Raw genomic sequence first — 22,294 nt, 5'->3', positions numbered from 1 at the left:
TCCAGTTGGGGATGCCGGCGATGCCGGCCGCACCGTACCCCGAGGAGGTGCACGCCCGGCTGACCGCGGACGCCGCGGAGCTGATCGGCCGCTACCCGCAGGCCCGGTCGGCGCTGCTGCCGCTGCTGCACCTGGTGCAGGCCGAGGAGGGCTTCGTCAGCGCGACCGGCATCCGGTTCTGCGCCGAGCAGTTGGACCTCACCACCGCCGAGGTCACCGCCGTCGCCACCTTCTACACGATGTACCGGCGGCGGCCGGCCGGGAAGTACCACGTCGGGGTCTGCACCAACACCCTGTGCGCGGTGCTCGGCGGCGACCAGATCTTCGACGAGCTCCAGCAGCACCTCGGTGTGCGCAACAACGAGACCACCGCGGACGGCGAGATCTCGATCGAGCACATCGAGTGCAACGCGGCCTGCGACTACGCCCCCGTGGTGATGGTCAACTGGGAGTTCTTCGACGACCAGACCCCGGAGAGCGCCAAGCAGCTGGTCGACGACCTGCGCGCCGGCCGCGAGGTCCGGCCGACCCGGGGCGCCCGGCTGTGCGGCTTCAAGGAGACCTCCCGGATCCTGGCGGGCTTCCCCGACGAGCGCCCGGGCGCCAACGACGAGTCCGGCGCGGGCGGAGCGCCCTCGCTCGCCGGCCTGCGGCTGGCCAGGGGCGAGGCGCTGCCCGGCACCGGTGGCACCAAGGTCGTCGCGCCCCGCCACGAGGGCACCGGCCACGAAGGGACCGAAGCGTGATGACCTCCGCCGAGCCGGCCGAGAAGCTGCTCACCCCCGTGCTGTCGGCCTCCTGGGACGACAGCCGGCCCTGGACGCTCGCCACGTACCAGCGCCACCACGGCTACGAGGGCCTCAAGGCGGCGCTGGCCATGCCGCCGGACGACGTGATCGCCCTGGTGAAGGACTCCGGGCTGCGCGGCCGCGGCGGCGCCGGCTTCCCCACCGGGATGAAGTGGCAGTTCATCCCGCAGAACGACGGCAAGCCGCACTACCTGGTGGTCAACGCGGACGAGTCCGAGCCGGGCACCTGCAAGGACATCCCGCTGCTGTTCGCCAACCCGCACTCGCTGATCGAGGGCATGATCATCGCCTCGTACGCGATCCGCTGCGACCACGCGTTCATCTACCTGCGCGGCGAGGTCGTCCCGGTGCTGCGCCGCCTGCACGAGGCGGTCGCGGAGGCGTACCGGGCGGGGCTGCTGGGCCGGAACATCCTCGGCTCGGGCGTCGACCTCGACATCACCGTGCACGCCGGCGCCGGCGCCTACATCTGCGGCGAGGAGACGGCGCTGCTGGACTCGCTGGAGGGCCGGCGCGGCCAGCCCCGGCTGCGGCCCCCGTTCCCGGCCATCGCCGGCCTGTACGCCTGCCCGACGGTGGTCAACAACGTCGAGTCGATCGCCTCGGTGCCGCCGATCCTGGCCCGGGGCAAGGAGTGGTTCAAGGGCCTGGGCACCGAGAAGTCCCCCGGCTTCACGCTGTACTCGCTCTCCGGCCACGTCACCAACCCCGGCCAGTACGAGGCGCCGCTGGGCATCACCCTGCGCCAGCTGCTGGACATGAGCGGCGGCGTCCGCTCCGGCCACCGGCTGAAGTTCTGGACCCCGGGCGGCTCCTCCACCCCGATGTTCACCGACGAGCACCTGGACGTCCCGCTGGACTACGAGGGCGTCGGCGCGGCCGGCTCGATGCTCGGCACCAAGGCGCTGCAGGTCTTCGACGAGACGACCTGCGTGGTGCGGGCCGTCACCCGCTGGACGGAGTTCTACGCCCACGAGTCCTGCGGCAAGTGCACCCCCTGCCGAGAGGGCACCTACTGGCTCGTCCAGCTGCTCAAGCGGATCGAGGCGGGCGAGGGCGTCGCGGGGGACTTGGAGAAGCTCCTCGACATCGCCGACAACATCAACGGCAAGTCCTTCTGCGCGCTGGGGGACGGCGCGGCCAGCCCGATCGTCTCCTCGCTCCAGCACTTCCGGGCCGAGTACGAGCAGCACCTGGCCGAGCGCCGCTGCCCGTTCGACCCGGCCGCCTCCACCGTCTGGGCCGACGGCCCCCGCCCCGGCCACCAGTCCGCCACCGAAAGGGAGGTGCACGCGTGACGATCACAGAGCCATCCACCTCCACGGGCGACAAGGCCCCGGTCGAACTGGTCACGCTCACCATCGACGGCGTCGAAGTGCAGGTCCCCAAGGGGACGTTGGTGATCCGGGCCGCCGAGACCATCGGCACCCAGATCCCGCGCTTCTGCGACCACCCGCTGCTCGACCCGGCCGGCGCCTGCCGGCAGTGCATCGTGGAGATCGAGGGCCAGCGCAAGCCGGTCGCCTCCTGCACCATCCCGGTCGCCGAGGGCATGGTGGTGCGCACCCAGCTGAGCTCGCCGGTGGCGGAGAAGGCGCAGCGCGGCGTGATGGAACTGCTGCTGATCAACCACCCGCTGGACTGCCCGGTCTGCGACAAGGGCGGCGAGTGCCCGCTGCAGAACCAGGCGATGTCCACCGGGGAGACGGACTCCCGCTTCGAGGGGATGAAGCGCACCTACGAGAAGCCGGTGCCGATCAGCAGCCAGGTGCTGCTGGACCGCGAACGCTGCGTGCTGTGCGCGCGCTGCACCCGCTTCTCGCAGCAGATCGCCGGCGACCCGTTCATCGACCTGGTGGAGCGCGGTGCGCTGCAGCAGGTCGGCACCGGTGAGGGCGACGACTTCGAGTCGTACTTCTCGGGGAACATCATCCAGATCTGCCCGGTGGGCGCGCTGACCTCGGCGGCTTATCGTTTCCGCTCGCGTCCGTTCGACCTGGTCTCCTCGCCGAGCGTGTGCGAGCACTGCTCGGCCGGCTGCGCCCAGCGCACCGACCACCGGCGGGGCAAGGTGCTGCGCCGGCTGGCGGGCGAGGACCCGGCGGTCAACGAGGAGTGGAACTGCGACAAGGGCCGGTTCGCGTTCCGCTACGCCCAGCAGCGGGACCGCCTCACCACCCCGCTGGTGCGGGAGGGCGGCGAGCTGGTCCCGGCGTCCTGGCCGGAGGCGCTGGCCCGGGCCGCCGCGGGGCTGCGCGGCGCCCGCGCCGGCGTGCTCACCGGCGGCCGGGTCACCGTCGAGGACGCCTACGCGTACGCGAAGTTCGCGCGGGTGGTGCTCGGCACCAACGACGTGGACTTCCGGGCCCGCCCGCACAGCGGCGAGGAGGCGGACTTCCTGGCCGCCGCCGTCGCCGGGCGCGGCGTGGACGTGGACGGCACGGGCCTGAGCTACGAGCGGCTGGAGCAGGCACCGGTGGTGCTGCTGGCGGGCTTCGAGCCGGAGGAGGAGTCGCCGATCGTCTTCCTGCGGCTGCGCAAGGCGGCCCGGGCGCGCGGCACCAAGGTGTACTCGGTGGCGACGTTCGCCTCCCGGGGGCTGACCAAGCTGCGCGGCGCACTGCTGCCGGCGGCCCCCGGCACCGAGCCGGAGTGGTTCGCGGCGCTGGCCGCGGACGAGCCGCTGAACGACGACGCCGGGCGGGCGGCCGAGCTGCTGCGCGGCCCGGGCGCGGTGATCCTGGCGGGCGAGCGGCTGGCCTCCGTGCCGGGCGCGCTGACGGCGGTGCTGCGCCTGGCGCACGCGACCGGTGCGACGCTGGCCTGGGTGCCGCGCCGGGCGGGTGAGCGCGGGGCCGTCGAGGCGGGCGCGCTGCCGGGCCTGCTGCCGGGCGGCCGTCCGGTGGCGGCGCCGGGGGCGCGGGCGGAGGCCGCCGCGCTGTGGGGCGTAGCGGAGCTGCCCGCGCGGCTGGGCCGGGACACCGACCAGATCCTCGCGGCGGCGGTGAACGGCGATCTGGACGCGCTGCTGGTCGGCGGTGTGGATCCGGACGACCTGCCGGATCCGGCGCTGGCCGACGAGGCGCTGGCGGCGGTGCCGTTCGTGGTGTCCCTGGAACTACGGCCGTCCGCGGTGACGGCGCACGCGGACGTGGTGCTGCCGGTGGCGGCGGTGGCGGAGAAGGCCGGCACCTTCCTGGACTGGGAGGGCCGGGTGCGGATGTTCGAGGCGGCGCTCAAGCCGGACCAGCAGATGGGCCGTCACCTGCACCCGGACCTGCGGGTGCTGAGCATGCTGGCGGACGCGCTGGGCCACCGGCTCGGCCTGCCGGACGTCCGGGCGGCCCGCCTGGAGCTGGACCACTTCACCCCGTGGGCGGGCGACCGCACCGCGGACCCGGCCGCGCACCCGGCCGTGCTGCCGCGGCCGGCCAACGGTCAGGCGGTGCTGGGCGGCTGGCGCCAGCTGCTGGACGGCGGCTCGCTGCAGCAGGGTGATCCGCACCTGGCGGGCACCCGGCACCGGGCGGTGGCCCGGGTCTCCCCGGTCACCGCGGAGGAGATCGGGGCCGTCGCGGGCGGTGCGCTGCGGGTGACGGGCCCGGCGGGCTCGCTGACCCTGCCGCTGGAGGTCGTCGACTCGATCCCGGACCGCACGGTCTGGGTGCCGCTCAACTCCACGCCGGGCGGCGCGCACCGCGCGCTCGGCACCACCGTCGGCCACCTGGTGACGATCGCCGCGGCCGCACCGGAGCCGGTCGAGCAGGCCGTGGCCCCGGTCGGCGACGCGAGCAGCGAAGGGGAGGAGCGATGACTCCGCAGCCGTACGAGACGCTCCACTTCTTCGGCCACGACCCGTGGTGGCTGGTGCTGTTGAAGGCGGTGTTCTGCTTCGGCTTCCTGGTCCTGACGGTGCTGATCGCGATCGTCTGGGAGCGCAAGGTGGTGGCCTGGATGCAGTTGCGCATCGGGCCGAACCGGCACGGGCCCTGGGGGCTGCTGCAGTCCCTCGCGGACGGCGTGAAGCTGGCGCTCAAGGAAGACCTGGTGGTCAAGGGCTCGGACAAGGTGGTCTACGTCCTGGCCCCGATCGTCTGCGCCATCCCGGCCTTCATGGCCTTCGCGGTGATCCCGTTCGGTCCGCCCGGCGACGAGGTGTCGATCTTCGGGACGCGGACGGCGATGCAGCTGACGGACTTCCCGGTGGCGCTGCTGTACATCCTGGCGACGGCTTCGGTCGGCATCTACGGCATCGTGCTGGCGGGCTGGTCCTCCGGGTCGACGTACCCGCTGCTGGGCGGTCTGCGCTCCTCGGCCCAGATGATCAGCTACGAGATCGCGATGGGCCTGTCCTTCGCGGCGGTCTTCATCTACTCGGGGTCGATGTCGACCTCGGAGATCGTGGCGCACCAGCAGCCGACCTGGTTCGCGGTGCTGCTGCCGGTGTCGTTCATCGTCTACATCATCGCGATGGTGGGCGAGACCAACCGGGCGCCGTTCGACCTGCCGGAGGCCGAGGGCGAGCTGGTCGGCGGCTTCAACACCGAGTACTCCTCGCTGAAGTTCGCGATGTTCATGCTGGCCGAGTACGTCAACATGGTGACCGTCTCGGCCGTCGCCTCCACCCTGTTCCTGGGCGGCTGGCGGGCCCCGTGGCCGGTGTCGACCTTCTGGGAGGGCGCCAACCACGGCTGGTGGCCGATGCTCTGGATCACGTTGAAGATCCAGCTGCTGCTGTTCTTCTTCATCTGGCTGCGCGGCACGCTGCCCCGGTTCCGCTACGACCAGTTCATGAAGCTGGGCTGGAAGGTGCTGATCCCGGTCTCGCTGGTCTGGCTGGTGCTGATCGCGAGCGTGCGGGCGCTGCGCAACGAGGGCTACGGCTTCGGCGAGGTGGTGCTGTACGTCGGCGCGCCGGTCGGGGGGATCCTGCTGCTCGCGTTGCTGCGGGACTTCCTGAAGAAGGAGCCCGAGGACTCTGCGGCGTCCGGTGACGGGGCGTCGCCGCAGGGCGGGTTCGACCCGATGGCGGGCGGTTACCCGGTGCCCCCGCTGCCCGGCCAGGAGCTGCCGCCGGTGCCGCGCCGGCGCAGCCGCGCCCCGAAGCAACTGCAGGACGCCCTCAACGGGGCCGACCATTCCGAAGGGAGCTGAACCGAGATGGAGTCCGACCAGACGGAGCGGGACGAACGCCCCGACAAGCCGTCGATCCTCGGCCCGGCCGCCGGCTTCGGCGTGACCTTCAAGGCCATGTTCAAGAAGCGGCTGACCGAGCAGTACCCGGAGCAGAAGAAGCCCACCGCTCCGCGTTTCCACGGCCGCCACCAGCTGAACCGGCACCCGGACGGCCTGGAGAAGTGCGTCGGCTGCGAGCTGTGCGCGTGGGCCTGCCCGGCCGACGCGATCTACGTGGAGGGCGCGGACAACCGGGAGGACGAGCGCTACTCGCCCGGGGAGCGCTACGGCGCGGTCTACCAGATCAACTACGCCCGCTGCATCCTGTGCGGGCTCTGCATCGAGGCCTGTCCGACCCGTGCACTGACCATGACGAACGAGTACGAGCTGGCGGACTCCTCCCGCCGGGACCTGATCTTCACCAAGGAGCAGCTGCTGGTGGGGCTGTCCGAGGGCATGGTGGACTCCCCGCACGCGATCTTCCCGGGCGCCGACGAGGGCGCGTACTACCGGGGCGAGATCACCGCGGCGGCGCCCGGGACGGTCCAGCAGGAGCGCACCGACCGGGAGAAGGAGGTCCGGTCGTGAGCCCCCTGACCACCCTCGCCGCGACAGGGACGACCTCCACCGGGGAGGCCGTCCAGTTCTGGGTGCTCGCGGTCGTCGCGGTCGGCGGCGCGCTGGGCATGCTGCTGATGAGGAAGGCCGTGCACAGCGCGCTGTGCCTGGCGGCGACGATGCTGGCGCTGGCGGTCTGTTACATGGCCCAGGGCGCGGTGTTCCTGGGCGTGGTGCAGATCGTGGTCTACACCGGCGCGATCATGATGCTGTTCCTGTTCGTGGTGATGCTGGTGGGCGTCACCAGCGAGGACTCGCTGAAGGAGCAGCTGAAGGGCCAGCGGTTCGCCGCGGTGCTGTGCGGGCTGGGCTTCGGCGTGCTGCTGGTGGCGGGGATCGCCAACGCGAAGCTGAACCACTTCACCGGCCTGTCCGAGGCGAACGCCGAGGGCAACGTGCCGGGCCTGGCCCGGCTGATCTTCACCCGGTACGTGTGGGCCTTCGAGGTCACCGGCGCGCTGCTGATCACCGCGGCGATCGGGGCCATGGTGCTGACCCACCGCGAGCACGTGAAGGCGCCGAAGACGCAGCGCGAGCTGGCCGCGCAGCGGGTCAAGGACAACATCCAGCTCCCGCCGCTGCCGGCGCCGGGCGTGTACGCGCGGCACAACGCGGTGGACGTCCCGGCGCTGCTGCCGGACGGCACGGTGGCCGAGGACTCGGTGATGGCGACGCTGCGCGAGCGCGGCCAGGTCCGGGACGTCAGCCAGGAGATGCTGCGGCGGATGGCGGAGCTGGAGAACAGCACCGCCGACTGGCTGGGCCGCCCGTCCTCCGAGCGGCCGGTCGTGTCCGGGCCGCGCAAGTCCCTGGAGCCGGTGCCGGCCGGTCAGCAGGACGGGCCCCAGGCGGGGTCCGAGCGCACCGACGAGGAGGGCGAGCAGTGAACCCGGTCAACTACCTCTACCTGTCCGCCCTGTTGTTCACCATCGGCGCCTCCGGGGTGCTGATCCGGCGCAACGCGATCGTGCTGTTCATGTGCGTGGAGCTGATGCTCAACGCCTCGAACCTGGCCCTGGTGACCTTCTCCCGGATGCACGGCACCCTGGACGGTCAGATCATCGCGTTCTTCACGATGGTGGTGGCGGCGGCCGAGGTCGTGGTCGGCCTCGCCATCATCGTCTCCATCTTCCGGACCAGGCACTCCGCTTCGGTCGACGACAGCAACCTGATGAAGCTGTAGGCGGAGGGCCTCTCGGTGAACTCTCTCATTCCGCTGCTGGTGGCCGCCCCGCTGGCCGGCGCAGTCCTGCTGCTGCTCGGCGGCCGGGCGCTGGACCGCTTCGGCCACTGGTTGGCCACCGCACTCGCGGCACTCTCGTTCGGCTTCGGCCTGGCACTGTTCTCGGCGATGCTGGGCCGTGACGCCGAGCACCGGGCCGTGACCGAGTACCTGTACACCTGGATCCGGGTGAACGGCTTCCAGGCCGACGTCTCGTTCCAGCTCGACCAGCTGTCGATGACGTTCGTGCTGCTGATCACCGGTGTCGGCACGCTGATCCACGTCTACTCGGTCGGCTACATGGCGCACGACGAGCGCCGGCGCCGCTTCTTCGCGTACCTGAACCTGTTCCTGGCCGCCATGCTGCTGCTGGTGACGGCCGACAACTACCTGCTGCTGTACTTCGGTTGGGAGGGCGTGGGCCTGGCCTCGTACCTGCTGATCGGCTTCTGGCAGCACAAGCCGAGCGCGGCGACGGCGGCCAAGAAGGCCTTCATCGTCAACCGGGTCGGAGACCTGGGCCTGTCGATCGCGATCATGCTGATGTTCGTCGAGTTCGGCTCCTTCGCCTTCGGGCCGGTCTTCGGTGCGGCCGACCAGGCGAGCGAGGGCAAGCTGACGGCGATCGGCCTGATGCTGCTGTTGGCGGCCTGCGGCAAGTCCGCCCAGGTGCCCCTGCAGTCCTGGCTCGGGGACGCCATGGAGGGCCCCACCCCGGTGTCGGCGCTGATCCACGCGGCCACCATGGTGACCGCGGGCGTCTACCTGATCACCCGTTCCGCCGCGATCTTCAACCTGGCGCCGGACGCGCAGACCGCCGTGGTGGTGGTCGGCACGGTCACGCTGCTGTTCGGTGCGATCGTCGGTTGCGCCAAGGACGACATCAAGAAGGCGCTGGCCGGCTCGACCATGTCGCAGATCGGCTACATGGTGCTGGCGGCCGGGCTCGGTCCGATCGGCTACGCCTTCGCGATCATGCACCTGGTGACCCACGGCTTCTTCAAGGCCGGGCTGTTCCTCGGCGCCGGGTCGGTCATGCACGGCATGAACGACGAGGTGGACATGCGCCACTACGGAGGCCTGCGCAAGTACCTGCCGGTCACCTTCGCCACCTTCGGGCTGGGCTACCTGGCGATCATCGGCTTCCCGGGCCTGTCCGGCTTCTTCTCCAAGGACAAGATCATCGAGGCGGCCTTCGCCAAGGGCGGCACCGAGGGCTGGATCCTCGGGCTGTGCGCGCTCGTCGGCGCCGGTGTCACGGCGTTCTACATGACCCGGGTGATGCTGATGACGTTCTTCGGCGAGAAGCGCTGGCAGCCCGACGCCGACGGCAACGCCCCGCACCCGCACGAGTCGCCGAAGAGCATGACGATCCCGATGGTCCTGCTGGCCCTCGGCTCGGTCTTCGCGGGCGGGCTGTTCGCCTACAACGACTCCTTCCTGAACTGGCTGGAGCCGGTCACCGGCCACGCCGAGGGCGACTCGCCGCTCACTCCGCTGGTGGTTACCCTGCTCACCACGGTCTGCATGCTGGTCGGCGTCGGCGTCTCCTACCTGATGTACGGGCGCTCGCCCGTCCCGGTGGTGCCGCCGGTCGGCTCCCCGCTCACCCGGGCGGCCCGCCGCGACCTGCTCCAGGACGACTTCAACCACGCCGTCCTGGTCCGGCCCGGCTCGGCCCTGACCGCCACCCTGGTCTACTTCGACAGCCGCGGACTGGACGGCTTCGTCAACGGCCTGGCCGCCACCATCGGCGGCGTCTCCAGTCGGCTGCGGCGGATCCAGAACGGCTTCGTCCGCTCGTACGCGCTCTCCATGTTCGGCGGCACGCTGGTGCTGGTCGCCACGACTCTCCTGATGAGGTCCGTGTGATGACTCGTCCTGACAAGAACCCGGGGGGCCGGCCATGAGCGCGCTGTTGACCGCCACCTGTGCCGTCCCCGCGGCCGGCGCGGTGCTCACCGCGGCGCTGCCCGCCGGGTCCACCGAGGGCCGGCGCCGGACCACCAAGGCCGTCGCCCTGGGCGTCTCGGCCGTCACCCTGGTGCTGGCCGCCGTGGTGGCCGCGCGGTTCGACCCGAACGGCGCCCGCTACCAGCTCACCGAGTCCCACAGCTGGATCCGTTCCTTCGGCATCAGCTTCTCGCTCGGCGTGGACGGCATCGGCGCCGTGCTCGCCCTGCTCACCGCCGTGCTGGTGCCGGTCGTCATGCTGGCCTCCTGGCACGACGCCGACCCCTCCTCCCCGCCCGCCGCCGGGCCGGAGGGGGCCGGCCCCCTCCGGCCCGACGGGACCTTCGAGAACCGGCGCCGGACCCAGGGCTTCTTCGCCCTGATCCTGGCGGTGGAGGCGATGGTCGTCGTCTCCTTCTACGCCACCGACGTCTTCGTGTTCTACGTGTTCTTCGAAGCCATGCTGATCCCGATGTACTTCCTGATCGGCGGCTTCGGCGACCGGGCCGGCGGCCCCGACGCGGCGCGCCAGCGCAGCTACGCGGCCGTCAAGTTCCTGCTCTACAACCTGCTCGGCGGCCTGGTGATGCTGGCCGCCGTGATCGGCCTGTACGTGATCGCGCAGGACCAGGGCTTCGGCACCTTCGACCTGCCCACCCTGGCCTCGGCGATCGCCGACGGGAAGCTGCAGCTGACCGGCACCGCCGAGAAGGCGCTGTTCCTGGGCTTCTTCTTCGCCTTCGCGGTGAAGGCCCCGCTGTGGCCGCTGCACACCTGGCTGCCGAACGCGATGGGCGAGGCCACCGCCGGCACCGCGGTGCTGATCACCGCGGTGGTGGACAAGGTCGGCACCTTCGCGATGCTGCGCTACTGCCTCGGCCTGTTCCCGGACGCCTCGAAGACCTTCGCCCCGGCGATCCTGGCCCTCTCGGTGATCGGGATCCTCTACGGCGCGCTGCTGGCGATCGGGCAGAAGGACATCAAGCGGCTGGTCGCCTACGCCTCGATCTCGCACTTCGGCTTCATCATCATGGGCGTGTTCGCGCTCACCAGCCAGGGCCAGAGCGGCGCCACCCTCTACATGGTCAACCACGGCATCTCCACCGCCGCCTGGATGCTGGTCGCCGGCTTCCTGATCTCCCGCCGCGGCTCGCGGCTGATCGCCGACTACGGCGGCGTGCAGAAGGTCGCCCCGGTGCTTGCCGGGACGTTCCTGATCGGTGGCCTGGCCACCCTGTCGCTGCCCGGCCTGGCGCCCTTCGTCAGCGAGTTCCTGGTCCTGGTGGGCACCTTCACCCGCTACCCGGCGATCGGGATCGTGGCCACCTTCGGCATCGTGCTGGCCGCGCTGTACGCCCTGCTGCTGTACCAGCGCACCATGACCGGCCCGGTGAAGGCCGAGGTCAGCGGGATGCCCGACCTCAAGGTCCGGGAGCTCGCGGTGGTCGCCCCGCTGGTGGCGCTGACCGTCCTGCTCGGCGTCTACCCCAAGCCGCTCACCGACCTGGTCAACCCCTCGGTGAACGCGACGCTCTCGCAGGTCCACGAGACCGACCCGGCGCCGGTCCACCCGGTCGCCGCCACTTCAGGAGGTGAGCAGAAGTGAGCACCACCGGCATGCTCGCCGCCGCCGGCGGCAACACCGCCAGCATCCCGGCACCCCACATCGAGTACGCCCAACTTTCCCCGATGCTGGTGGTGTTCGGCGCCGCCGTGCTCGGCGTCCTGGTCGAGGCCTTCGTGCCCCGCCGGCACCGGCACTGGACGCAGGTCTTGCTCGCCCTGGTCGGGCTGATCGGGTCCTTCGTCGCCGTGGTGGTGCTGGCCGCGCAGGGCTACGGCTCCACCAAGGTCGACCTGCTGGCGATGGAGTCGGTCGCGCTGGACGGCCCGGCGCTGTTCCTGCAGGGCGTCATCCTGCTGGTCGCGGTGGTGGCGGTGCTCACCTACGCCGAGCGGAAGCTCGAGCCGAAGGCCGGCGGCCTGCCGGCCGACGCGTTCGCCGCCCAGGCCGCCGCCACCCCCGGCGGCGAGCAGGAGCGGGCGGCCGTCCGGGCGGGCTTCGCCACCAGCGAGGTCTTCCCGCTCACCCTCTTCGCGGTCGGCGGCATGCTGCTGTTCCCCGCCGCGAACGACCTGCTGACCATGTTCGTGGCGCTGGAGGTCTTCTCCCTCCCGCTCTACCTGCTCTGCGCGCTGGCCCGGCGCCGCCGGCTGCTCTCCCAGGAGGCGGCCGTCAAGTACTTCCTGCTCGGCGCCTTCGCCTCGGCGTTCTTCCTGTTCGGCACCGCGCTGCTGTACGGCTACGCGGGCAGCGTGAAGCTCGGCGACATCTCGGACGTCATCTCCGGCAAGGCGATGACCACCCCGGCGCAGCTGAGCAGCACCCAGAGCGACGCGCTGCTGCTGATGGGACTGGCGGTGCTCTCGGTCGGCCTGCTGTTCAAGGTCGGCGCCGTCCCCTTCCACTCCTGGACGCCGGACGTGTACCAGGGCGCGCCGACCCCGGTGACCGGCTTCATGGCGGCGGCCACCAAGGTCGCCGCGTTCGGGGCGTTCCTGCGGCTGTTCTACGTGGCCTTCCCCGGCCTGCGGCTGGACTGGCGGCCGGTGCTCTGGGGGGTGGCGATCCTCACCATGGTGGTCGGCGCGGTGCTCGCGGTGACCCAGCAGGACGTGAAGCGGCTGCTGGCGTACTCCTCGATCGCGCACGCCGGGTTCATCCTCACCGGGGTGATCGCCACCAACAAGCAGGGCCTCTCCTCGGTGCTGTTCTACCTGCTGGCGTACTCCTTCGTGACGCTCGGGGCCTTCGCCGTGGTCACCCTGGTGCGCGACTCCAAGGGCGAGGCGACCCACCTGTCCAGCTGGGCCGGGCTGGGGCGGCGCTCGCCCCTGGTGGCGGCGGTGTTCGCCCTGTTCCTGCTGGCCTTCGCCGGGATCCCGCTGACCTCCGGTTTCACCGGGAAGTTCGCGGTGTTCCAGGCGGCTGCGGCCGGCGGGGCGACTCCGCTGGTGATCGTCGGTGTGCTGAGCTCGGCGGTCGCCGCGTTCTTCTACATCCGGGTCATCGTGCTGATGTTCTTCTCCGACCCGAAGCCGGGCGGCCCGACCGTCGCGATCCCGAGCGCCTTCACGGCGACCGCGATCGGGGTGGGGGTCCTGGTCACGCTGGGTCTCGGTCTGCTGCCGCAGTACTTCCTCGACCTGGCGTCCAAGGCGGCGCTGTTCGTCCGCTGACCCCGCCGGGCCGGCGCCGCCGCCCCGGGCCCGTCGTCCGGGCCGTGCCCCCCCGTGCGCGGCCCGGACGCGCGTCCGCCGCCGGTGCGTCCGCCGCGGTTCTCCCGGCGGGTTCACCGGCGGATTCCGCCCCCACCGCCGGATCGCCGCGACAGCCGCCCTGACCTGGGCGTCCGGCCCGATCATGACAGGATCCGCACGCCCGTGCAGTGATCCACTCGCGACCGGATACCCTGCCTGTATGGCCAGCGGCGGCACTCAGGGACCAGGCCGCTAGATCGACCAGGGACAGAGGAGTGGTCTTCGTGACCGTCGTGGGACCCTTCGGGCTCAGCGTGCAGGACCGCGACCTGACCCGGGACGTCCAGGCCGGACTGGACGCGGTGGAGACGGCGCTCGCCGAGGCCGTCAAGAGCGACGTCCCCTTCATCACCATCACCGCCAGTCACCTCATCGAGGCCGGCGGCAAGCGCTTCCGCCCGCTGCTCCTGCTGCTCGCCGCGCAGTTCGGCGACCCGGGCGCCCCGGGCGTGGTGCCCGCCGCCGTCGTCGTCGAGCTGACCCACCTGGCCACGCTCTACCACGACGACGTCATGGACGAGGCCCCGGTGCGCCGCGGCGCCCCCAGCGCCAACTCGCGCTGGGACAACTCCGTCGCCATCCTCACCGGCGACTTCCTGTTCTCCCGCGCCTCCCAGGTGCTCGCCGACCTCGGCCCCGAGGCGGTCCGGATGCAGGCCGACGCCTTCGAGCGGCTGGTCACCGGCCAGATCCTGGAGACCCGCGGCGCCGGCCCGGACGGCGACCCGCTGCTGCACTACCTCGACGTGCTGGCCGGCAAGACCGGGTCGCTGATCGCCGTCTCCTGCCGGATAGGAGCACTGGTGGCCGGCGCCGAGCCGTGGATGGTGGACACCCTCGGCGAGTTCGGCGAGCGGATCGGCATCGCCTTCCAGCTGGCCGACGACGTGCTGGACATCGCCAGCGACGGCCACGAGTCCGGCAAGACCCCCGGCACCGACCTGCGCGAGGGCGTGGCGACGCTGCCGACCCTGCTGCTGCAGCAGATGCCCGCGGACCCGGCCGACCCGGCCGACACCCGGCTGCGCGAGCTGATCGCCCAGCCCCTCGCCGACGACGAGCTGCACGCCGAGGCGCTGCGGCTGCTGCGCCGCCACCCGGCGCTGGAGCGCGCCCGCCGGGAGACCCTGCGCCAGGCCGAGGACGCCCGCGCGCTGCTCGCCCCGCTGCCGGACTGCCCGGCGAAGGCGGCCCTGGAGGGCCTCTGCGACTCGGTGGCGATCCGCACCATGTGACGGCCCGGCCGGGAACCCGCCCGGCCGGAGCACCCGCCGGCCCGGCAGTCGCCCGGGCCCGGCACTCAGCCGGCCCCCTCCCGGCGCCCGCGCCGCCCGGCACCGGCCGCGCGGCGGTGGGCACCCCCCGGAGGACGGGCGTCCGGCGCCGTGAATCCCCCGGCGGGCGGACACCCGAATGGGGGAGACTGACCCCTGTCAGCTCACCCTGCCGGGAAGGTCGCCATGCGCCGCGTCGTCATCGCCGAGGACTCCGTACTGCTGCGGGAGGGCCTGACCCGGCTGCTCACCGACCGGGGCCTGGAGGTCGTGGCCGGGGTCGGTGACGGCGAGGGCCTGCTGAAGACCGTCCACGAGCTGGCCGCGGCCGGCGAGCTGCCGGACGTGGTGGTCTCCGACGTCCGGATGCCGCCGACCCACACCGACGAGGGGCTGCGGGCCTGCGTCGAGCTGCGCGGCCACTACCCGCAGCTGGGCGTGCTGGTGCTGTCGCAGTTCGTGGAGGAGCGCTACGCCTCCGAGCTGCTGGCCGGTTCCACCCGGGGCGTCGGCTACCTGCTGAAGGACCGGGTCGCCGAGGTGCGCGAGTTCGCGGACGCGGTGGTCCGGGTCGCCGAGGGCGGCACCGCGCTGGACCCGGAGGTGGTCCAGCAGCTGCTCAGCCGCAGCCGCAAGGGGGACGTCCTGGCCCGGCTGACCCCGCGCGAGCGCGAGGTGCTCGGCCTGATGGCGGAGGGCCGGACCAACACCGCGGTGGCCAGGCAGCTGGTGGTCTCGGACGGCGCGGTGGAGAAGCACGTCAGCAACATCTTCCTGAAGCTGGGCCTGGCGCAGAGCCCGGAGGACCACCGCCGGGTGCTGGCGGTGCTCACGTACCTCAACTCCTGACCGGCCGGGAGCGGAGCCCGGGGCACGACCGGGCCGCCGGAGCCCTCGGAGGGCCGCCGGAATGATCTCCGGAGGCCGGACGTTGGACCTCGTGTGCGGGTCGGGCGCGGGTCGGTGATTTCCCGCCGCACGCGGGAGTTCCGTCCCCGGCCGACCTCCCGCGCATAGGATGCGGGAGGTGCACCAGGCGGACGGGGCACGGGGCCGCGCCCGCGGTGGTGTGCCCACGAGGAGGTCCGCGGCAGTGACCAGTCAGGTCGATCAGTCAGAGGCAGTGGACGGCCCGGACGGCGACGAGGGTCGTTCCGGGAGCGGTGACGGACGCTCCGGCCCGACCGTGCCGGCCGGTCCTCCCGCCCCGGGAGGCCCTCCGCAGCGGCGGGCCAAGCCCATCCGCAGACTCGACCGGGTGATCATCCGTTTCGCCGGCGACTCGGGTGACGGGATGCAGCTCACCGGGGACCGGTTCACGTCGGAGACGGCGTCGTTCGGCAACGACCTGTCCACGCTGCCCAACTTCCCGGCCGAGATCCGGGCGCCCGCCGGGACGCTGCCGGGGGTGTCGAGCTTCCAGCTGCACTTCGCGGACCACGACATCCTGACGCCGGGGGACGCGCCGAACGTGCTGGTGGCGATGAACCCGGCGGCGCTGAAGGCGAACCTGGGGGACCTGCCGCGGGGTGCGGAGATCATCGTCAACACGGACGAGTTCACCAAGCGGGCGCTGGCGAAGGTCGGGTACGCGGCGGATCCGCTGGAGGACGGCTCGCTGGAGGCCTTCCACCTGCACAAGGTGCCGCTGACGACGCTGACGCTGGAGGCGCTGAAGGACAGCGGGCTGGCCCGCAAGGACGCCGAGCGGGCGAAGAACATGTTCGCGCTCGGGCTGCTCTCCTGGATGTACCACCGCCCCACGCACGGGACGGAGGCGTTCCTGCGCACCAAGTTCGCCAAGAAGCCGCAGATCGCGGAGGCGAACATCAGCGCGTTCAAGGCGGGCTGGAACTTCGGCGAGACGACGGAGTCGTTCGCGGTCTCGTACGAGGTGCCGCCGGCGCGGCTGCCGGCCGGGCGCTACCGCAACATCTCGGGGAACCTGGCGCTGTCCTACGGCCTGATCGCGGCGGCGCGGCGCGCCGAACTGCCGTTGTACCTGGGCTCCTACCCGATCACGCCGGCCTCGGACATCCTGCACGAGCTGTCCCGGCACAAGAACTTCGGGGTGCGGACCTTCCAGGCGGAGGACGAGATCGCGGGGATCGGCGCGGCGCTGGGCGCGGCGTTCGGCGGGGCGCTGGGCGTGACGACGACCTCGGGCCCCGGGGTGGCGCTGAAGAGCGAGACGATCGGCCTGGCGGTGTCGCTGGAACTGCCGCTGCTGGTCGTGGACATCCAGCGCGGGGGCCCGTCGACGGGCCTGCCGACGAAGACGGAGCAGGCCGACCTCCTGCAGGCGATGTTCGGGCGCAACGGCGAGGCGCCGGTGCCGATCGTGGCCCCGGCGACGCCGGCCGAGTGCTTCGACGCGGCGCTGGAGGCGGCGCGGATCGCGGTGACGTACCGCACGCCGGTGTTCCTGCTGTCGGACGGCTACCTGGCCAACGGCTCGGAGCCGTGGCGGATCCCGGAGGTGGACGAACTCCCGGTGATCAGCCCGGACTTCGCGACCGGGCCGAACCGGGAGGACGGCTCGTTCTGGCCGTACCTGCGGGATCCGAAGACGCTGGCGCGGCCGTGGGCGGTGCCGGGGACGGCGGGTCTGGAGCACCGGATCGGCGGCATCGAGAAGCAGGACGGCACCGGGAACATCTCCTACGACCCCGCGAACCACGACTTCATGGTGCGCACCCGGCAGGCGAAGGTCGACGGGATCGCGGTGCCCGAGGTGGAGGTCGACGACCCGAGCGGTGAGGCTCGGGTGCTGGTGCTCGGGTGGGGTTCGACGTACGGGCCGATCACCGCGGCGGTGCGCCGGGTGCGGGCGGACGGCGGTGAGGTGGCGCAGGCGCACCTGCGGCACCTGAACCCCTTCCCGGCGAACCTCGGGACGGTGCTGAGGAGTTATGACAAGGTCATCGTGCCGGAGATGAACCTGGGGCAGCTCGCGTTGCTGCTGCGGGCGAAGTACCTGGTGGACGCGGAGTCCTACAACCAGGTGCGGGGGCTGCCGTTCAAGGCGGCGCAGTTGGCGGACGTGCTGTCGGCGGCGATCGGCACCCTGGACGAGGAGGACCACCGATGAGCGAGAACGGCTTCCCGTCCCTGCGTCTGGTGCCCCGCGCCGAGGGCGCGCAGAGCGCCCGGGACTTCAAGACCGACCAGGAGGTGCGCTGGTGCCCGGGCTGCGGGGACTACGCGGTCCTGGCGGCGGTGCAGGGCTTCATGCCGGAGCTCGGCATCCGGCGCGAGAACACGGTGTTCGTGTCCGGGATCGGTTGCTCGTCGCGTTTTCCGTACTACATGAACACCTATGGGGTGCACTCGATCCACGGGCGGGCGCCGGCGATCGCGACGGGGCTGGCGTCCTCCCGGCCCGACCTGAGCGTGTGGGTCGTCACGGGGGACGGGGACGCGCTGTCGATCGGCGGCAACCACCTGATCCATGCGCTGCGGCGCAACGTGAACCTGAAGATCCTGCTGTTCAACAACCGGATCTACGGTCTGACGAAGGGCCAGTACTCGCCGACCAGCGAGCTGGGCAAGGTCACCAAGTCGACGCCGATGGGCTCGCTGGACGCGCCGTTCAACCCGTTGTCGCTGGCGATCGGCGCGGAGGCGACGTTCGTGGCGCGGACGATCGACTCGGACCGCCAGCACCTGCAGTCGGTGCTGCGGGCGGCGGCCGCGCACGAGGGCACCGCGCTGGTGGAGATCTACCAGAACTGCAACATCTTCAACGACGGCGCGTTCGAGGTGCTGAAGGAGCCGGGCACGCGCGACGAGGCGCTGGTCCGGCTGGAGCACGGGCAGCCGATCCGCTTCGGCGCGGGGCTGGCCGGCGGGGTGTTCCGCGGCCCGGGCGGTGAGCTGTCCGTCGGGGCGGTGACGCCGGACAACGAGGCGCAGGTGCTGGTGCACGACGTCCACGCGGCCAGCCCGGCGACGGCCTTCGCACTGTCCCGGATCGCCGACACCGACACCCTGCACCACACCCCGATCGGGGTGCTGCGCGACGTGCGGCGGCCGGTCTACGACGAGTTGATGGCCGATCAGCTGGACGCGGCCGTGGCCCGGCACGGGTCGGGCGACCTGGCCGGGCTGCTGGCCGGTGCCGACACCTGGACGGTGGACTGACCGCTCCGGACGGTGTGACGGCGCCCCCTCGGCCACCGGCCGAGGGGGCGCCGCCCGTTGTCGGGCCCGTCGTCGAGTCCGCTGTGGCGCCCGGCGTGCCGTGCGTCACTCCGCGGCCCACTCGACCAGCTCGATCACGACCCCGTTCGGGTCGGTGACCTGGAAGAGCTTCTCGCCCCAGGGCTCCTCGCGCAGCTCCATGGTGATCCCGGCGCCCTCCGCGCGCAGCCGCCGTTCCTCGCCCGCGAGGTCCGCCACGACGAAGGCCAGGATGGTGCCGGCCACCGTCCGGTGGCGCTGGTCCTCGGGCAGCACCTCGATGCCGCGGCGCAGGTAGACGACGTCGACGCCGCCACCCGGGTGCCGTAGCGAGACGAAGCCGTCGGCCGACATCGCCTCGGCGTAGCCGAAGTGGCGCCGGAGGAAGTCGGCGGAGGCGGTGGTGTCCTCGACGGTCAGGGCGATGGCGGAGGTGGTGATCTGCATGGTGGGCGTCCTCTCGTCGGCAAGCCGGCACGGTTATCCCGTACGCAGTACACTATACATAGTACGGAGAATTGTGCGAGGGCTCTCCGCCGATGCGCGTGGGGAGGCCCCCGGGCGGGAGCCTCCCCACGGTGCGGTGTGGCGGATCGAGAGACGTGACGGGTGCGGCCGGCGTGACCCGGCGTCACCCGGTGCGGCCGGTCAGCGGCCGCGCCGGGTCAGTAGACGCAGGGGATGCCGCCGTCGGACTCCGCGTCGACCGCGGGGCCCTGCACCGGCAGGTTGGCGGTCGGGTCGCCCGGGGCCCCGGAGGCGCCGGCGCTCGCGGTGGCGGTGGGCTTGTCGTCGGCCGCTCCGGTGAACCCGGTGCCGAGGGTGACCACCACCCGGCCGGCGGGCGTCGCGGCGGACTCGGTGGCGCTCACGCCGTAGCGCGCGGCGACCAGGTCGGCCGCGTCCTTGGCGCCCTTGCCGTAGACGACGGTGGTGGTCTTCGGGCGGGTGCTCGCGCTGCCGGTGCGGCCGGCCTTGAAGCCCATCGCGACCAGCGCCTTGGACTCCGCGCCCGAGGAGACCCCGGCGGCGGTCGAGGCGTTGAAGACGTCCACGGTGGCGGAGGCCGCGGCGGCCGTCGTCGTCGGGGACGCGGTCGGCGTCTGGGTGGGCGTCGCGGTCGGTGCGCCGGGGGTGGCGGCCGCGGTGTCCGCGGGCGCGGGGGCGGGGGCGGAGTCCGCGTAGCCGAAGATCTGCTTGACCACCTTCTGGACCTTCGCCGGGGTGACCAGGTTGACGTCCTGGCCGTTGCGCTTGCCGAAGTCGTCGAAGGTCAGGGTGTTGAACTCGACGTTGCCGCCGGTGAGGTTGGGCGCCTGCTGGGCGAAGTCGAGGACGTTCCACTCGTTGTCGATGACGAGGTCCTTCTGCACCACGCCGAAGAGCTTCTGCAGCTTGCCCAGGTCGCTGACGATGCCGTCCTGCTTGAGCTTGTGCACCACGGAGGAGATGAACGCCTGCTGGCGGTGGGTGCGGGCGAAGTCGCCGCTGTTGCCGTCCGGGCCGTCCAGGTTGTGGCGCTGGCGGACGAAGGAGAGCGCCTGGGCGGCGTTGAGCTTGTTGATGCCCTTGTGGAAGTCGGCGCCGGAGCCCTGGCCCTCCATGGCCGGGTCCTTGGTGTCGTGGGTGAGGCAGACCTCGATCGGTTCGACGGCCTTGGCGATGTCGTAGAAGCCCATCAGGTTGACCTCGGCGATGTGGTCGACGGGCTGGTCGAGGAACTTCTGCACGGTCTGGATGGTGGCCGCCCGGCCGGCGTCACGGCCGGCCTTCTCCAGGTCCGCGCCCTTGAGGCCCTTCGCCTGGAGGCCCGGCGTGGCCTTCTCCTTGGCCTCGCCGTAGGCCTCCTTGATCTTGCGCATGCCGGCCTGCTTGCCGTCGGCGCCGTACGTCATGACGTAGTCGTCGCGGGGTATCGAGACGGCCTGCACCTTGCCGCCGCCGGCGGGTATGTGCAGCAGGATCAGCGAGTTGGTGTTGTAGCCGCCGACGTCGGAGCTGTGGCCGGCGTGCAGCTCGTCCTGGACGAACTCCGGCGGCAGGTCGGTGCCGTCCATGTTCTTGCGGCTGTCCAGGCCGATCAGCAGCAGGTTGACCGAGTTGTCGAGGTGCTTGGGCGCGTCCTTCTTCGTCCCGGCGATGACGTCGGAGGTGGTCATCCCGTCGGTGAGGGACGTGTACTCGTACCAGACCACCCCGCTGGCGGCGAAGACCGCCAGGGCCACCGAGCAGGCCGCGGTGCGGCCCGCGATCAGCAGCGGGGAGCGCCTGCGGGCGGGTGCTGGAGCCGCCTCCGCGGCCCGGTCGGCGTTCCGTTCCTCAGCCATGGGCCCTCCTCCGGCCCAGGACCACCCGGACCACCATCACCAGCGCGGCCGCGGCTGCGGCTGCGGCCATCACGGGGAATCCGTGCACCACCCACTTCGCGGAGCCGGTGGCCAGGGCCCTGCCCCGGTAGGCGTCGCCGTTGGCCAGCAGTTCCGCGCCGGCGGTGACCCCGAGGACCAGCAGCGGGGAGGCGGCGAGCACCCACCACCAGCCGTTGCGGCCGCTGAGCGCGGCGGCCAGGCCGGTGCCGAGCACCGCGCCCACTCCGAAGGCCAGGCCGGTGCCGGGCCCGGAGAGCTCGTCGACCGCGGCGCCCGCCGCCGGCAGCCCGACGGCCAGCGCGGCGGGCAGGGCGGCGCCGCCGGGCAGCGGGCGGGCCGCTCCGCCCGACTGCCGCCGTATCCGCTGGTCGGACGTCCGTCCTCGTCGGCCCGCCACGTACTCACCCCCGGTCCTCGGTGCTGGTGCGCCACGGTGGCGCCCACGCCCGGCCGCCGTGTGGGGATCGGCCGTGCGCTGCCACTACTGGACGCTGTTGGTCGGCCGACTGGTTCCCTCGACCGGGTGAGCCGGGGCCTGCCGTCCACTTCTTTCTACACGGGTGTAGAGATCGGCAGCAGCATAGGACACCCTGGTCGGACGGCAACCCGGGCCGGCGCAGGCGATATATACTACACCGGGTAGTTTTCTAGTTCGACGGGCGAGGAGCGGTGCGGTGGCGGTGGTGGCGACGGGCGGAACGGGACGGCCGGAGAAGCGCGAGGCGATCGCGCGGGCCGCGACGGCGGTGTTCGGGCGCGAGGGCTACGTCCGGGCCAGCATGGACGCGATCGCCGCGGAGGCCGGGGTGTCGAAGCGGACGGTCTACAACCACTTCGCGGACAAGGAGACCCTCTTCCTCTCCGTCGCCCTGCACAACTCCGCCGAGCTCACCGAGCGGATCGCCGCCCTGATGGCCCGGTACCTCGACCGGGTCGTCGACCTGCGCCAGGACCTCGTCGACCTCGCCGTCGAGCGGGCCCGGGCCGTCCTGTCCGCGGGTGACCACGGCGCGCTCGGCCGGGCCATCCGCGCCGAGGTGACAAACATCCCGGCCGACGTGCTGGAGGCCTGGCTGGACGCCGGCCCGATCGCCTCGCAGCGTGACCTGGCGCGGCACTTCACCACCCTCGCCGACCGCGGACTGCTGGCCTTCGACGACGCGGCGCTGGCCGCCGAGCAGTACACCCTGCTGACCTTCCACGGCGTCGCCGAGCGCTCGTTCTGGGGGGCGCTGCCGGTCGCCGACGAGGAGGTCGCCCGGATCGCGGCGGACGGCGTGGAGGCCTTCCTGCGGATCTACCGAGCCCCGGCGGCGGGCTGACGCGCCCTCGCCGCGCCGGCCGCGGGCCGGGACGCCTCCGGTCTCCGGG

General features: G+C 72.1%; 18 protein-coding genes. 15 read left to right on the top strand and 3 right to left on the bottom strand.

All coding sequences use genetic code 11. From position 1 onward, the window contains the following. Positions 1–20 precede the first annotated feature (20 nt). The 14 genes from nuoE to ACIA8Q_RS07170 all read left to right on the top strand — a co-directional run bounded on the left by nuoE (position 21) and on the right by ACIA8Q_RS07170 (position 18,515). Positions 21–746 carry an NADH-quinone oxidoreductase subunit NuoE gene (gene nuoE, locus ACIA8Q_RS07235; RefSeq protein ID WP_387900879.1) on the top strand — a complete coding sequence of 242 codons (726 nt, stop codon included), beginning with the start codon at positions 21–23 and terminating at the stop codon, positions 744–746. Then, complete coding sequence (gene nuoF / locus ACIA8Q_RS07230) at positions 746–2,107, top strand: NADH-quinone oxidoreductase subunit NuoF (protein ID WP_360218877.1); 1,362 nt, start codon at positions 746–748, stop codon at positions 2,105–2,107. Before nuoE ends, nuoF begins: the two co-directional genes overlap by 1 nt. Next, the gene (locus ACIA8Q_RS07225) at positions 2,104–4,623 is read left to right on the top strand and encodes an NADH-quinone oxidoreductase subunit G (protein WP_360218880.1); all 2,520 of its coding nucleotides are present in this window, start codon (positions 2,104–2,106) and stop codon (positions 4,621–4,623) included. Before nuoF ends, ACIA8Q_RS07225 begins: the two co-directional genes overlap by 4 nt. Next, positions 4,620–5,963 (top strand): NADH-quinone oxidoreductase subunit NuoH, encoded by a 1,344-nt coding sequence (nuoH, locus tag ACIA8Q_RS07220; protein ID WP_360218883.1) that lies wholly within the window; start codon positions 4,620–4,622, stop codon positions 5,961–5,963. Before ACIA8Q_RS07225 ends, nuoH begins: the two co-directional genes overlap by 4 nt. 6 nt (positions 5,964–5,969) lie before the next feature. Then, the gene (nuoI, locus tag ACIA8Q_RS07215; protein WP_360218886.1) at positions 5,970–6,572 is read left to right on the top strand and encodes an NADH-quinone oxidoreductase subunit NuoI; all 603 of its coding nucleotides are present in this window, start codon (positions 5,970–5,972) and stop codon (positions 6,570–6,572) included. Positions 6,573–6,577: 5 nt separating this feature from the next. Beyond that, complete coding sequence (locus ACIA8Q_RS07210; protein ID WP_360218925.1) at positions 6,578–7,489, top strand: NADH-quinone oxidoreductase subunit J; 912 nt, start codon at positions 6,578–6,580, stop codon at positions 7,487–7,489. Beyond that, positions 7,486–7,785 (top strand): NADH-quinone oxidoreductase subunit NuoK, encoded by a 300-nt coding sequence (gene nuoK / locus ACIA8Q_RS07205; RefSeq protein WP_030235394.1) that lies wholly within the window; start codon positions 7,486–7,488, stop codon positions 7,783–7,785. The genes ACIA8Q_RS07210 and nuoK overlap by 4 nt, the downstream gene beginning before the upstream one ends. A 15-nt stretch (positions 7,786–7,800) precedes the next feature. Then, a complete protein-coding gene (gene nuoL / locus ACIA8Q_RS07200) occupies positions 7,801–9,696 on the top strand; it encodes an NADH-quinone oxidoreductase subunit L (RefSeq protein WP_360218889.1) in 1,896 nt (631 codons plus the stop codon). 34 nt (positions 9,697–9,730) lie between these two features. Continuing rightward, positions 9,731–11,383, top strand: coding sequence for an NADH-quinone oxidoreductase subunit M (locus tag ACIA8Q_RS07195; protein WP_360218892.1), 1,653 nt, complete (start codon positions 9,731–9,733; stop codon positions 11,381–11,383). An 11-nt stretch (positions 11,384–11,394) separates the two neighbouring features. Continuing rightward, positions 11,395–13,017, top strand: coding sequence for an NADH-quinone oxidoreductase subunit NuoN (nuoN, locus tag ACIA8Q_RS07190; RefSeq protein ID WP_360218928.1), 1,623 nt, complete (start codon positions 11,395–11,397; stop codon positions 13,015–13,017). 305 nt (positions 13,018–13,322) lie between these two features. Beyond that, positions 13,323–14,333 (top strand): polyprenyl synthetase family protein, encoded by a 1,011-nt coding sequence (locus ACIA8Q_RS07185; RefSeq protein WP_360218895.1) that lies wholly within the window; start codon positions 13,323–13,325, stop codon positions 14,331–14,333. A 225-nt stretch (positions 14,334–14,558) separates the two neighbouring features. Then, positions 14,559–15,221, top strand: coding sequence for a response regulator transcription factor (locus tag ACIA8Q_RS07180; RefSeq protein ID WP_360218898.1), 663 nt, complete (start codon positions 14,559–14,561; stop codon positions 15,219–15,221). A 244-nt stretch (positions 15,222–15,465) separates the two neighbouring features. Further along, the gene (locus ACIA8Q_RS07175) at positions 15,466–17,463 is read left to right on the top strand and encodes a 2-oxoacid:acceptor oxidoreductase subunit alpha (protein WP_396316870.1); all 1,998 of its coding nucleotides are present in this window, start codon (positions 15,466–15,468) and stop codon (positions 17,461–17,463) included. Further along, the gene (locus ACIA8Q_RS07170; RefSeq protein WP_396316869.1) at positions 17,460–18,515 is read left to right on the top strand and encodes a 2-oxoacid:ferredoxin oxidoreductase subunit beta; all 1,056 of its coding nucleotides are present in this window, start codon (positions 17,460–17,462) and stop codon (positions 18,513–18,515) included. The genes ACIA8Q_RS07175 and ACIA8Q_RS07170 overlap by 4 nt, the downstream gene beginning before the upstream one ends. Before the next feature lie 105 nt (positions 18,516–18,620). Here the strand turns inward: ACIA8Q_RS07170 and ACIA8Q_RS07165 are convergent, their stop codons facing one another. The 3 genes from ACIA8Q_RS07165 to ACIA8Q_RS07155 form a co-directional block, all read right to left on the bottom strand. Further along, positions 18,621–19,001 (bottom strand): VOC family protein, encoded by a 381-nt coding sequence (locus tag ACIA8Q_RS07165; protein WP_360218904.1) that lies wholly within the window; start codon positions 18,999–19,001, stop codon positions 18,621–18,623. A gap of 218 nt (positions 19,002–19,219) precedes the next feature. After that, positions 19,220–20,881 (bottom strand): LCP family protein, encoded by a 1,662-nt coding sequence (locus tag ACIA8Q_RS07160; RefSeq protein ID WP_387900890.1) that lies wholly within the window; start codon positions 20,879–20,881, stop codon positions 19,220–19,222. After that, positions 20,874–21,320 (bottom strand): DUF6542 domain-containing protein, encoded by a 447-nt coding sequence (locus ACIA8Q_RS07155; RefSeq protein WP_360218910.1) that lies wholly within the window; start codon positions 21,318–21,320, stop codon positions 20,874–20,876. Before ACIA8Q_RS07155 ends, ACIA8Q_RS07160 begins: the two co-directional genes overlap by 8 nt. A 277-nt stretch (positions 21,321–21,597) precedes the next feature. Here ACIA8Q_RS07155 and ACIA8Q_RS07150 point away from each other — a divergent pair, with 277 nt between their 5' ends. Continuing rightward, positions 21,598–22,245 carry a TetR/AcrR family transcriptional regulator gene (locus tag ACIA8Q_RS07150; protein WP_387900893.1) on the top strand — a complete coding sequence of 216 codons (648 nt, stop codon included), beginning with the start codon at positions 21,598–21,600 and terminating at the stop codon, positions 22,243–22,245. The last annotated feature ends 49 nt before the right edge of the window (positions 22,246–22,294 follow it).

This window comes from Kitasatospora sp. NPDC051705, from assembly GCF_044453265.1.
Classification (GTDB): Bacteria; Actinomycetota; Actinomycetes; order Streptomycetales; family Streptomycetaceae; genus Kitasatospora.
This window is presented reverse-complemented; position numbering and strand designations above follow the sequence as displayed.